At 37.2% G+C, this 13786-nt stretch carries 10 protein-coding genes; all 10 read left to right on the forward strand.

The features are described 5' to 3' along the window. Nucleotides 1-55: 55 nt before the first annotated feature. The 10 genes from GCWU000282_RS07185 to GCWU000282_RS07230 all read left to right on the forward strand — a co-directional run bounded on the left by GCWU000282_RS07185 (nt 56) and on the right by GCWU000282_RS07230 (nt 13777). On the forward strand, nt 56-874 hold the full coding sequence (locus GCWU000282_RS07185; RefSeq protein WP_023354395.1) for a cell wall hydrolase: 819 nt from the start codon (nt 56-58) through the stop codon (nt 872-874). A 223-nt stretch (nt 875-1097) separates the two neighbouring features. After that, nucleotides 1098-2633 carry a sensor histidine kinase gene (locus GCWU000282_RS07190; protein ID WP_023354396.1) on the forward strand — a complete coding sequence of 512 codons (1536 nt, stop codon included), beginning with the start codon at nt 1098-1100 and terminating at the stop codon, nt 2631-2633. Nucleotides 2634-2669: 36 nt separating this feature from the next. Next, nucleotides 2670-3359 carry a response regulator transcription factor gene (locus GCWU000282_RS07195; protein ID WP_023354397.1) on the forward strand — a complete coding sequence of 230 codons (690 nt, stop codon included), beginning with the start codon at nt 2670-2672 and terminating at the stop codon, nt 3357-3359. After that, nucleotides 3356-4066 (forward strand): RluA family pseudouridine synthase, encoded by a 711-nt coding sequence (locus GCWU000282_RS07200; RefSeq protein WP_023354398.1) that lies wholly within the window; start codon nt 3356-3358, stop codon nt 4064-4066. The genes GCWU000282_RS07195 and GCWU000282_RS07200 overlap by 4 nt, the downstream gene beginning before the upstream one ends. Continuing rightward, a complete protein-coding gene (locus GCWU000282_RS07205) occupies nt 4066-6603 on the forward strand; it encodes a hypothetical protein (protein WP_023354399.1) in 2538 nt (845 codons plus the stop codon). The genes GCWU000282_RS07200 and GCWU000282_RS07205 overlap by 1 nt, the downstream gene beginning before the upstream one ends. A 10-nt stretch (nt 6604-6613) precedes the next feature. Then, nucleotides 6614-7753 carry a UDP-galactopyranose mutase gene (gene glf / locus GCWU000282_RS07210; RefSeq protein ID WP_023354400.1) on the forward strand — a complete coding sequence of 380 codons (1140 nt, stop codon included), beginning with the start codon at nt 6614-6616 and terminating at the stop codon, nt 7751-7753. Further along, nucleotides 7753-8769, forward strand: a complete 1017-nt coding sequence (locus GCWU000282_RS07215) for a glycosyltransferase family 2 protein (RefSeq protein WP_023354401.1) — start codon at nt 7753-7755, stop codon at nt 8767-8769. The genes glf and GCWU000282_RS07215 overlap by 1 nt, the downstream gene beginning before the upstream one ends. Nucleotides 8770-8781: 12 nt before the next feature. Next, complete coding sequence (locus tag GCWU000282_RS07220; protein ID WP_035039974.1) at nt 8782-9408, forward strand: methylated-DNA--[protein]-cysteine S-methyltransferase; 627 nt, start codon at nt 8782-8784, stop codon at nt 9406-9408. A gap of 31 nt (nt 9409-9439) precedes the next feature. Continuing rightward, nucleotides 9440-10579 carry an exonuclease SbcCD subunit D gene (locus tag GCWU000282_RS07225; protein WP_023354403.1) on the forward strand — a complete coding sequence of 380 codons (1140 nt, stop codon included), beginning with the start codon at nt 9440-9442 and terminating at the stop codon, nt 10577-10579. A 3-nt stretch (nt 10580-10582) separates the two neighbouring features. Next, on the forward strand, nt 10583-13777 hold the full coding sequence (locus tag GCWU000282_RS07230) for an AAA family ATPase (RefSeq protein WP_023354404.1): 3195 nt from the start codon (nt 10583-10585) through the stop codon (nt 13775-13777). Nucleotides 13778-13786: the final 9 nt, after the last annotated feature.

A 13786-nucleotide genomic window follows, 5' to 3' on the forward strand; every position in this document is an offset into this window, starting at 1 on the left:
AATATCTACATAAACTATTAAATGTAATATGAACTTAAAATTTTAGGAGAGTGTAATGAAGAAAGCATTTAGAGTATTCTTCTTAGGAGCCGCAACAGTCTGTCTATCCTTCAGTATGTTGCTGCCTGCCAACTTATACAGTGCAAAGGCAGACAGTCCGCAGACAGAGGCAACTTTGAAGATTTCTGAGGAAAAGAGTGAGGAAGTACCTTCTCAGGAGTTGCAATCTGAAGAAGAGAATAATAAGGCGGAAGAAGCAAAAAAGGCTGAAGAAGAAGCAAGGAAAATAGCTGAAGAAGAGGCTAAAAGAGAGGAAGCAAAGAAGGAAGCGGCTAAAAGAGCCGAAGAGGAAAAAAAGGCTGAAGAAGCTAAGAAAAAAGCCGAAGAGGCTAAGAAAAAAGCTGAGGAAGCCAAGAAAAAAGCCGAAGAGGCTAAGAAAAAAACCGAAGCTGATAAAAATGCATATAATATCAAAATGACTGATAAGGACAAGGAAAATCTCTACCGTCTTGTACAGTCCGAAGTTGGTTATATGGATGAGAAAAGTAAGCTTTTTGTGGCAAGTGTTGTACTTAACAGAGTTAAGAACAAGAGTTTCCCAAATACAGTAACAGGAGTGGTAATGGCCCACAATCCGAGAACGGGAGTTTACCAGTTCTCACCTGTTAAGCCGGGTGGAAGATTTTGGAAATGTCAGGCTACCAAGGAAACAAAGAAGGCTGTAGACAAGGTTCTGAAAAATGGTGATTATTCAAAGGGAGCAATTGCTTTTGTAGCAAAAAGATATACTACGGCGAGAGCATCTTCGTGGTTCGACAATACCCTTCATCATTTGTTCCATCATAACGGACAGGATTATTACAAATACAGATAAAAGTTCATATTTATTATTTTATGTAAAGAGCTTCCCCTCAAATTGAGGCGGAAGCTTTTCGTATTGTGCGGGAAGTTTATACGGAATTACAGGTGAATAAAAGTCAATAAAGATATTACTTAAGATTATCTTACAATAATTTAAAACAAGTGATAAGAAACATATTTTATGTTATACTGATATAGTGTATCTTTATATAAGAGAGAAATTTGTGAGGTAAAAAATGAAACTGAGAGGAAGAATAGGAGTATCATTTATGGTGGTAATGGTAATACCGCTGATTCTTATCAATGTATCATTTTTTATGATAATAAAGACGAGATTTTCTATGGATGGTGATAAGTCTGCCGGTGAAAAAACGGGGATGATAGCATCCATAGCTAACCCTATGAGTTATATAAGCAGAATAATAGCGGATGATTATAATGAACTTGAGCTATGCCTTAAGAATTCTCCGGATTGTCTGGATGATAAGGTGTATCTGGAAAAATTTTCAGAGAAAATAAGTAAAAAGTATTCATATATTTACATTACAAAGGATAATAAGCTGATTTACGGTAAAAATATGAAGCTTTATAATAAAATTGGCTATGAATTTCCGGCCTACACCTATGAAATCGGAGAAAGCAGGGGATACTTTGAGGATGACAGTTTTCAGGTAATAGTGAGGTATTTGGGAAGATCTGAGAAAGGAATGGAAGTTTTCTTTGTCACAGATATCTCAGAATTGGAAGCAGATTCTAAGTCAGTCTGGGGACAGCTTATGGCAAGCTTTGTGGTTATTATGTTGCTTACGGGACTTTTGCTTTCCTACTGGTTGTATACAAGTATAGCCAAACCTATAAACAGCCTGAGAAATTCTACAAAGCATATAATTGCGGGAGATTTGGACACAGAAGTAACCGGGCATAAGAAGGATGAAATAGGTGAGCTCTCAGCTGATTTTAATAATATGAGAAGGCATATCAAAGAGCTTTTGAAGGATAATCTTAAAAAAAAGCAGAATATGAAGGAAATGATAGTGAATATTTCACATGACTTAAAAACTCCGCTTACAGTAATTAAAGGTTATACAGAAGGGCTCAGAGAGGGAGTCGCCAATACCCCCGAAAAGCAGGATAAATATTTGAGCATAATTTATTCTAAGGCTGTAGAAATGAACAGTCTTATAGATGAACTTTCAACCTATGCCAAAATTGACATGGATGAGATATCATATAATTTTATTACATTAGACATAAATGAGTATCTGGAAGAAGGATTTGAAGAAATAAGGACTGATTTGGAAATAAATGACTTTGAAGTATATTTCCATCCTTATGAAGGAAAGCTGGAAGTAATAGCGGATGCGGACCAGCTCAAACGTGTTATCAATAATCTCGTTTCCAACTCTAAAAAATATGCGGCAAATGACAGAAAAGGAAGAATTGACATAAGAGTGAGTCCGAAATCTGATTTTGTAAAAATTGAGCTGGAGGACAACGGTATAGGTATTCCTAAGGACAGTCTCGCAAAAATTTTTGAAAGAATGTACAGGGGAGATGAATCAAGAAATTCAAAGATAGGAGGAAGCGGTCTCGGTCTTGCCATTGTAAAAAAAATAATTGAAGACCATAACGGCAGGGTTTGGGCAGAAAGCACAGAAGGTCAGGGCACTAAGATAATTATACTTTTAAGAAATGCAGAGTTTACAACTTCTAAAGAAATTTTGAATAAAAAGGAACAAAACAGAAGCAATAAGTTGTTCATGAGATTATAGGATGTAAAATTCCGTTTTATACCGGAGAGGAGAAAAATGAGTAAAATATTGATAATAGAAGATGAAGAAGCAATAGCGGAAATTGAGAAAGACTATCTGGAACTTTCGGATTTTGAAGTGGTTATAGAGGGAAACGGTGAAAAAGGTCTTGAAAAGGCACTTAAAGAAGACTTTGATTTAATTCTTTTAGATGTGATGCTTCCGGGAAAAGACGGTTTTGAAATATGCAAAGAAATAAGAAAAGAGAAAAAAATTCCTATTTTAATGGTGTCGGCTAAAAAAGATGATATAGATAAAATAAGGGGACTCGGACTCGGAGCAGATGACTATTTATCAAAACCCTTCAGTCCGAGTGAGCTTGTGGCAAGGGTTAAAGCCCACCTTGCAAGATATGAAAGGCTGGTTAATTCTTCAGATGAAAAAAACAGTTTCATTACTGTAAGAGGAATCAGAATAGACCGTACGGCAAGGAGAATTTTTGTAAATGATGAAGAAAAAAGCTTCACGACAAAGGAGTTTGACCTGCTTACATTTTTAGCGGATAATCCAAACCATGTATACTCTAAAGAAGAACTCTTCAGGGAGGTATGGGGAATGGAATCGGTAGGAGATATAGCTACAGTAACAGTACATATCAAGAAAATCAGAGAAAAAATAGAAGAGGACACAACAAATCCGCAGTATATTGAAACTATCTGGGGAGTTGGATACAGGTTTAAGCTATGATGACAGATATACCTATACTGTATGAAGATGAAGATATAATAGTCTGTGTAAAACCTGTGGGAATCCTCTCTCAGGGTGACAAAGACGGCAATAAAGACCTTGTAAGGGAACTAAAAAAGCATCTGGTAATATCTGCAAGAAAAAATAAGCAAAGTATCGGTAAAGAACCATATATAGCAGTAGTGCACCGTCTTGACAGAAATGTAAGGGGAATAATGGTTTATGCAAAGACAGGGAGGGCTGCAGCGGGACTTTCAAAACAAATTGCTGAAAACAAGCTCACCAAGAGATATATGGCAGTTGTAAGTTTTACCCCTGAGAGATGTACACCTGAGATAAATGTGGAAAAGAAGAGAATTGACTATATTGCGGCAGATAAAGTGAAAAATATTTCTACTATAGCAGAGAAAGAAAGTAAAGGGGCGGAAAGGGCAGAGCTTAATTATAAGGTGATAAAAACAGCAGGTAATAAGGCTTTGGTTCAGGTTGACCTTATAACAGGCAGACATCATCAGATAAGACTTCAGCTTTCGCAGATATTTAACGGAATAGTCGGTGATACAAAATATAACGATGATTATAAGCTTACAGATGGATGGAAAGATCCGGCACTTGAGGCGGTAGAACTGTCATTTGTCCATCCGGTAAGCGGTGAAAAACTAAGTTTTGCCATTCAGCCTAAAGGAAAAGAGTTTGGAGAGATTTAATGCAGAAAATTATTTATAAGCTGATAATTGCCATACTTTTATTTATATTATCGGCAGGATATTTTATAAGCAATATCAAGGAGACTTCATATACAGGCAAGATAGAGACTACCGAGATGTCTGATGCAAGTTTTCCCACTGTCAGTATGCTCAGGGGAGATAAAGAAATTAATCTGCTTCACGGCTATGGACAGGAAGTTGACAGTTTTGGCATAAGACAGGAAATCACTCCTTTGGAAAATAACAAAAGGATAGATTTTCTGATTAATGTTTATAACAACAGTATATCCAGAATAGAATATGAAGTTAAGGATAAAACAGATAATGTCATTATAGCAAGCGGAGAAGCAGATGCTCCGGCTACGGATGAAGCAGGTAAGAAAAGAGTTTCACTAAAGCTTGATACAGAACTGTCCCGTGGCAGTGAATTTGTTCTTAAACTAAGGCTAATCAATGAAGACGGAAGAAAGTTCATATTCTTTACTACTGTTAAATTTACCAAAGGCGATAAATTTACGGAGAACTATAATTTTGTAAAGAAATTTTTCGAAGCAACCCTAAGCAAGACTGATGAAAAGGCTATAAAACCTTATCTTGAGACTAATGGAAGTATGGATAACATGAGCTTTAACTATGTAAATATTCATTCTTCATATGATGTTGTAACCTGGGGGAAGATATCTTTGGAACATCTTACAACTCCGGTTATAACCGTAACCGAAAATTCGGAAAATACATCGGGAATAGTATATAAATACATAGCTAAGACAGCCGGAGAAGTTCCTAATTATTATTTTGTGAAGGAATATTACAGGGTGAACAGAGTTGAAAATGTGACTTATTTACTGGCATTTGAAAGACGGGTAGAAGAAATCTACAATCCCGAAAAAACATCGGTTTCCAAAAGTCAGTTAAAGCTTGGTATTACGGCTAATATAGGTAATGACTGTAAGCTTGATAAAGAGAATAAGTATATTGCATTTTCAAGAGAAAGAGACCTATGGTATTATGAAACCGAAGAAAATAAAATGAGAAGAATATTCTCGTTTTTAGGAGAGGATTTTTCGGATGAAAGAACTTATTATGATAACCATTCTATTAAGGTATTAAGAATAGAGGATACCGGAGACCTGTATTTTATTGTATACGGGTATATGAACCGTGGAGTGTATGAGGGTAAAACCGGTATTATACTCTATAAGTACTTAAGAGGGGATGACAGAATAGAAGAACAGGCATATATACCGGTAAATCTTCCGGCACAGTTTTTTAAGGGAAGTTTGTCTGATTTCAGTTTTGTAAGTTCAGAGAGCTTTTTCTATTTTTCTTTGTATGACAAGATATACTCCTATAGTCTTATAAAGAGAAAACTGTCTGTTATGTCGGATAATGTTTCGGGAGATTCTTATCTGGCACTTTCTGAGAACAACCATATAGTATGGCAGGAAACTCCGGATGTAACCAAGGTAAAGAAACTTATAGTTATGGATCTTGAGACCAGAAAAACAACGGAGATAGAAGCCGAGAAGAAGACCGTATTACGGTTGCTTGGTAAGATTTCAGGAAACTTCGTCTATGGAGAGGCTTATGAGAAAGATATAATAAACGGCAAGGACGGAAATATAATCATTCCTTACAAGAAGCTGATAATTTCTGATGTGAACGGAAAAATTCTGAAAAAATATGCTAAAAAGAATATTTATATCACAGGAATTAATGTAGTAAATGATATTATTGAGCTTGAAAGGGTGAAGAAACAGGGGGGCAGGTTAACAAGAATTAAGACTGACCATATACTTAATAATATTGCAAAGTCAAATAAGGAAGTTACGGTGGTCGACCGAAGAACAGATAAATATTTAACAGAATATTATCTTACTCTTCCTTACGGGCTAAAGCTTGAGAAATCGCCTGAAGTAAGCAGTTCTACCCTAAATACTGTGATAACCAGGGATTTAACCATTAGGCTGGGTGAAGACGGTAAGGAAAATAAATACAAATACTTTGCCAATGTATCGGGTGATTTTTCGGCCTCATCCTATAAAGCTGCGGATATGATAAAACTTGCGGACAAAGGTATGGGATATGTACTCGATATGACAGGAAATCTTGTATGGGAACGTGGCAGGATAAATACATCCGCAAAGGTGGAAGATGTGGATGTAGACTATATTTATGAAGAAGATGACAGTATACATTCTGCAATAAGGCTTTTCCTGACCTCTAAGGGAATATATATTTCCACTGAAGACTTGTATAAAAGTAATGATATAATAGATATACTCAAGTCTCAGCCGGAACTGACTCCTATCAATCTTTCGGGTGTGGACTTCGACGATATACTTTACTATATAGGCAGAGGAAATCCTGTAATTGCGATAAAGGATGATAATAAAGCTGTATTAATTGTGGCTTATACACCTCAGAATATTGAGGTTATGGATGTAAAGACCGGTAAAAAGAGCTTGATGGGTAAAAAAGAAGCAGAAAATATATTTAAGGAAGCGGGAAATATATTTATATCTGCTTTAGACTAGGAGGTTTTTTATGTATGATATAATTATCGTGGGTGCAGGTTATGCCGGTGCGGTTTCGGCTAGAAGGCTCGCAGAAAAAGGCAAGAGGGTTCTTGTAATAGAGGAAAGAACTCATATCGGAGGCAATGCCTATGATGAACTTGATGAACAGGGAGTGCTGATACATACCTATGGTCCGCATATTTTCCACACAAAGAATAAAACCGTCTACGATTTTCTGGGACGGTTTACTGAGTGGGTTCCCTATCATCACAAGGTAGTAGGAAATATATACGGTAAATTTATCCCGATTCCTTTCAATCTAAACAGCATAAGAATGGTATATGAAAAGGAAAAGGCTGAGAATCTTATAGAAAAACTGATAAAGGCATATGGAAGGGAGACTTCTATCCCGATTCTTAAACTTCGTGAAAATGATGATAAAGATATAAGGGAGCTTGCTGATTACGTGTATGAAAATGTCTTTGTTAAATACACCGGAAAGCAGTGGGGAGTGAAGCCTAATGAAATAGATGAGGTGGTTACGGCCAGAGTTCCTGTTATTTTGACTGAGAAAGACGGATATTTTACGGATGAATATCAGGCTATGCCGGGAAGCGGTTACACTAAGCTTTTTGAAAACATGCTTGCTCATCCCAATATTGACATAAGGCTCAGTACTTCCGCCAAAGACTGCCTTAAATTTGAAGATGGCAGGATATTATTTGAGTGTACAGAGTTTAACGGAGAGGTTATTTTCACGGGAATGACAGATGAACTCTTTGACCGCTGTTTCGGAGCTTTGCCTTACAGGTCATTAAGGTTTGAGTTCAGTTATCATAATACAGATTCTTATCAGCCTGAGGCAGTTGTAAACTATACGGTTAATGAGGACTTTACCAGAATAACCGAGTTTAAGAAGATGACGGGGCAAAAGGTGAAGGGTACGACTATAATGAAGGAGTATTCCCTTAACTTTGTGCCGGGTACAGGACTTTTACCTTATTACGCTATCTTAAATGATGAGAATAAAGCTTTGTATGAGAAATATGCAAAACTTGCGGCAGATTACAAGAATCTTCATCTGCTGGGAAGACTTGCGGAATATAAATACTACAATATGGATGCAATTACAGAGAAAGCCTTAGAGCTTTGTGAAAGGATGGTATAATGAAAGTTTTAAGTGTTGCAATACCTTGCTATAATTCAGCGGAATATATGAGCCATGCCATAGATACTCTTCTTACCGGTGGGGAAGACATAGAGATTATAGTGGTAGATGACGGTTCGACAAAGGATAATACCTTAGAAATAGCTAAGGATTATGAGAAAAAGTTTCCTACTATAGTTAAAGCCATACATCAGGAAAACGGAGGACATGGACAGGCGGTAAATACAGGGCTTGAGAATGCTACGGGAGTGTTTTTTAAGGTAGTGGATTCTGATGACTGGGTGGATACAGAGGCTCTTGCCAAGGTTATGGATTTGCTTCGCTCGGTAATAAGAGGAAATAAAGCTTTAGATATGCTTATTTGCAACTATGTATATGAGAAGGTCGGTGAAGAACCGAGTACGATGAGATATACGGGCTGTCTGCCGGAGAATAAGTTCTTTACCTGGTCGGATGTGGGTAAAATCAGAAACTCCCAGTATATACTTATGCATTCGGTATTTTACAGGACAAGCCTGCTTAAAGAGATAGGACTGAGGCTTCCTGAGCATACCTTCTATGTGGATAATATTTTTGTATATACACCTCTTCCTTATGTTAAAACCATGTATTATATGGATGTGGATTTTTACAGGTATTTCATAGGCAGAGAAGACCAGTCGGTAAATGAAAAGGTAATGATAAGCAGGATAGAACAGCAGATTAAAGTTACTAAAATCATGATAGATTCACATGACTTGTCAAAAATAAAAGAGCCAAGACTTAAAAGGTATATGACCAATTACCTTGCGATGATGATGACTATATGTACGGTTTTCCTTATTAAATCAGGTAAAGCGGAGAATCTCGAAAAGAAGAAGGAAATATGGAGATATCTTAAAAAAGAAAATCCTAAGATGAACCGAATGATTAAGCATACATTATTGGGAGCTATTATGGGTATGCCGGGTAAGGGCGGCAGAAAGATAATAATCTGGGGTTATGAAGTAGCAAGAAAAGTGTATAAGTTTAATTGATGAGGGAAAATGATGACAACCAGAGAAGAAGCCATAGCTTATGGGCTTACATTTTCGGATGCATATATGGAGATGCCTTTTAAGGATACAAACTGGCAGTTAATCAGAGTTAAAGAGAGTAAAAAAGCTTTTCTTTGGGTATATGAAAGAGAAGGTTATATAAATCTCAATGTAAAAGTCTCTCCTGAGTGGAGAGATTTCTGGAGAAAGGCGTTTAAGTCAGTTATAGCGGGATGGCATCAGAATAAAGAACATTGGAACACAATTATTTTAGACGGTTCTATTCCGGAAAAAGATATTAAGACTATGATAGCGGAGAGCTATGCCTTGATTACAGACTCTCCGACTAAGCGTATATATAAGGCTGTGAAGAAAATTCCCAAGGGAAAGGTAGCCACCTATGCGCAGATAGCAGAAATGGCAGGGGACAGAAAGATGGCAAGGGCAGTAGGCAATGCTCTTCACAAGAATCCCGATCCCGAGGCTATTCCCTGCTTCAGGGTAGTAAATTCCAAGGGGGAATGCTCAGGCTCTTTTGCCTTCGGAGGATTAGACGAACAGGCTAAAAGACTTAGGGAAGACGGGATTGAGGTAGTAAACAATAAGGTAAACTTGGAAAAATACGGGATGAAAAATTAGGTATTTAAGTCATATAACCGGGGAGTTTTTAATGAGATTTTTTCATATTTCAGATTTGCACATAGGTCTAAAACTTATGAATAAAGATTTAAGTGAAGATCAACGATATATTTTGAATGAAATAGTAAAAGAAGTGGGTTTAAAAAAGCCTGATGCAATAGTCATAGCAGGTGATATTTACAACAATGCGGTACCTTCGTCAGATGCAATAGAAATCTTTGATAAATTTATATCAAAGTTGGTTGCGGCAGCGCCTGCTATGTCTGTAATGGTGATAAGCGGCAATCATGACAGTGCCGTGCGTATCAACCAGTTCAGAGAGGTACTTTCAGGACATAACCTGCATCTGATAGGACTTCCGCCAAGAACAGCCGATGAATTTATTGAAAAAGCGGAATTTTGTGATGAATATGGGAAGGTAAATTTTTACCTTCTTCCTTTTGTGCGCCCGTCATTTGTAAGAAATGTATTCGGACTTGAGGAAAATGAAAACAATCTCTCTTATGATGAGGCTGTCCGCAGGTTGATTGACAGAGAAAATATAGATGAAAACGAGAGAAATGTATTGGTAAGCCATCAGTATTATGTGCCTGTCGGGAAAAATCCTGAAGAAGTAGACAGGATGGATTCGGAAATCATAACAGTCGGGAATATAGATATGGTTGAGGCTGAGGTATTGCAAAAGTTTGATTATGCGGCTTTAGGGCATATTCATAAGCCCCTTAAAGTGCTTGGAGACTGCCATAGATACTGCGGAACTCCGCTTGCCTGCTCGGTAAGCGAGGCAGGACAGACTAAGGGCATAGTTATGGTAGAGCTTCTTGAAAAAGGCAGAATAAATACTGAAATTATACCGCTTAAACCTCTGAGAGAAGTGAGGGTAGTAAAGGGAAGCCTTGATGAAGTCTTAGACAAGGCATCTGATGACTATGTAACTGTTATTTTGACAGATGAGGCGGCTGATACAGATACAGGTGACAGAATAAGAGATAAGTTCCCTAATTTACTTGAAATAAGGAAAGAAGTTGTAATTAGGAGAGAGTATGAGGCTTTAACTAAGATTTCGGATGAACTGAGTGAAATAGATAATTGCAGGATATTCTTAAATGAATTAAATGATAAAGAGGAGAGTCTCTTGACTGATATTATAAATGGGCTGAAGGGGGTGTAGCAGATGAGACCTAAGAAACTTGTTATGCAGGCCTTTGGCTCTTACGGCAAAAATACTGAGATTGATTTTACAAAGTCGAAACAGCATTTATTTCTGATTACAGGAGATACGGGAGCAGGGAAAACCACTATATTTGATGCCATTGTTTTTGCACTTTTCGGAGAAGCAAGCTCGGGATATAACAAAAAGTCGGGAGAAGAACTTCAAAGTCAGTTTGTGGATTATGGAAATGAACCCTTTGTAGAATTTACTTTTACGGAAAAAGTGGGAAGTACAGAAGAAGAATATAAGGTCAGGAGAATTCCCAAACATATAAGGCCTTACAAAAAGGGACGAGAGGGTTATACAGATGAAAAGGAGAAGGTTTCGCTTTTTTTCCCGGATAATACCGAATATTCACAGAACTTAAAAGAAACCAACTCTAAAATAGAAGAAATAATCAAACTTACCAAGAATCAGTTTATGCAGGTTTCAATGATAGCACAGGGTGAGTTTATGGAAGTGCTCAGAGGAAGTGATAAACAGGCTATATTCAGAAAGCTTTTCAATACTGAAATATATCAGAATATAATTAAGGAATTAAAGCTTAAAAGTGATGATAAAAAGACCTTGCTTAAGGAATTTACCTCTCAGTGTAAACTGCTTATAAGCGGAATCAGAGTGCCTGAAGCTATGAGGGAAGGTTATAATTTCTTTGATACTAAAAAGGAGACAGATATAACAGATATTGAAAAAGCAAGGCTTAGTCTTTTTAATCTTTGTAAAGAGTTGAACAAAATAATAAAAACTAAAGAGACAGAAGATAAGGAACTTTTTGCAAAGAGAGATAAAAAAACAAGGGAACTGGCTGAAGGAGAACAGCTTTTAGGGCTATTTGCGGAGCTTGAGAAGGCTGAGCTTGAAGTTAAGGAACTTGAATCAAAAAAAGAAGAGATAGTAAAACTCACAAAACTGGCTAAAGATATAGAGGCTGCGTATGAAATTAATAACTGTCATACCGGCTTTGTTGAAGCGGATAAAAGTTTTTTGGAAGCTGCAACTGAATTAAAGTTAAAAAAATCAAAATTACCGGAACTTACTCTTAATTACGAAGATTTGTGTAAAAAGGAAGAAGTTGCGAAGATGGGATATTCTACGGCAGTAGAAGAGTTTAACAGGATATCCGAAAAAGTCAGAAAGAATCTGGAAAGCTTTAATAATATTGAGGCCAGAAAAAAAGATAAAACAGGAAAAGAGGCGGAAAGAGAAAAGGCTGCAAAGGAGAGAGAAGAGGCTAAGCTAAGACTTGAGAATTTTGAAAGCCTTGAACAGTCATGGAATGAGGCTGTAAAAGAACTTTCTGTCTTTGAAAAAATGTATTCTGTGGCAGAAAATAAAGTGCACAGTTGTGAAAAGGCTGACAACGAGCTTAAGGCTTTAACAGAAGCTGTCAGGGAATTAGCACTGGAGAAAAATAAGCTGAAAAAGTATCAAAATGCTTATGAAGTTGAATTTAACAGGTTTAAGTCAGCAGAAGATGAACTTATTTCCAAACGAAGGCTTTTTTATGATTTGAGGGCAGGGATAATAGCAAGAGATTTACTGAAAGAGGGAGAGCCTTGTCCGGTGTGCGGCTCTGTTTCCCATCCTTCTCCCTGTAAGCTTACAGAGGGAGAAGATGAGATAACCAAGGAAGAAGTGGATAAACTTGAAGAAAGGGTATCGGGACTTAAAGATAAAGTAAATACCGGACTTTCTAAACTTGAAGGCTGTAAGATAAAGATAACAGAGAGAGAAGGATACTTAACAGCAGATAAGAAAAAACTGATAAGACTTATAAATGAAGAACTTTTTGCGTTTGAATGCGAAACTTCAGGTGAGGATAACACTGATTTAGAAAAATTAGGGGCTGGAATTAAACTATTCTCGGATAAACATCAAAAAGAGCTTAGTGAACTGGATATTAAAATAAAAGAGATAAAATCCATAGAAGAAAAGCTCTCTACAGCGGGAGAGAAGAAAAACCTTCTAAGGCAGGCTGAGGAGGCAGCAAGAGAAAAAGAGGCGGAGACAGCCAAAGAGCTTTCCGGCATAGATTCGGTTATAAAAGAGCTTGAAGCAGGACTTGAATATAATACCAAGGAAGAAGCTCTTGAGGCAGAGGCTGTTAAAGAGAGAGAAAAAATAAAAACGGAGACCGTATACAAAGAGTTTGAAAATAAGGCTAAAGAGGCAAAGAGTCTTAAAGAACGTACGGAAACCCTTATAGTAAAGCTTGAAGCTGACCTTCCTTTGCTTGAAAAGACCGTGGAGACTAAGAGGCTTGAATATGCCAATACTATGGAAAATAAGAATCTATCTGAAAATGAATGGCAAGACATTGTAAAAGAGCATAAAAAAATTGAAAAAGATGAATTTCAGAGTATAATCAATACATACGCAGGTAATAAAACAGCCTCTGAGAATATGGTCATAAAAATGAAGGAAGCCACCAAAGATAAGGTAAAACCGGATGTATCGGAATTACAAAAAGAATTTGAGTCGGTGGAAGAGGCTTATAAGAACTTACATACAGAGCTTGAAGAAATGAGGGCTGAATACAAAACAGATGAAGATATTCTTAAAAAACTGGATTCGGCACTTGCAGAAAGAGGGGCTGCGTCAGAGGAATACGGCATTATAAATAATCTCTATGCTAAGCTTTCAGGTAATGTGAGCGGTGCAAGAATGGACATAGAAACCTTTGTGCAGAGAAAGTATCTTGAAAAAATATTGGTTTCTGCGAATAAAAGGTTTGCCAATATGTCAGCAGGTCAGTTCGAACTTAGAACCTATGGACTTGAAAAGGCCGGTGAAGGAAAGAACAGGGGACTTGACCTTATGGTATACTCTGCACTTAACGGAAAATGCAGGGATGTGCGAACTCTTTCGGGCGGAGAGTCCTTTATGGCTGCTCTATCTCTGGCACTTGGAATGGCAGACCGGATTCAGGAAAGAAGCGGTGCGGTCAATCTTGAAATGATGTTTGTGGATGAAGGCTTTGGAACTCTGGATGACAATTCCAGAAATCAGGCTGTAAAGATACTTAAAAATATGGCCGGCGGTTCAAAGCTTATCGGAATCATTTCACATGTAAGTGAATTAAAACAGGAAATAGAAGAACAGCTTATTGTCACCAAAGATGAAAATGGAAGCAGGGCAAGATGGCAGTTAAGTTAAGGAGGTATT

This window comes from Catonella morbi ATCC 51271 (assembly GCF_000160035.2).
Classification (GTDB): domain Bacteria; phylum Bacillota; class Clostridia; order Lachnospirales; family Lachnospiraceae; genus Catonella; species Catonella morbi.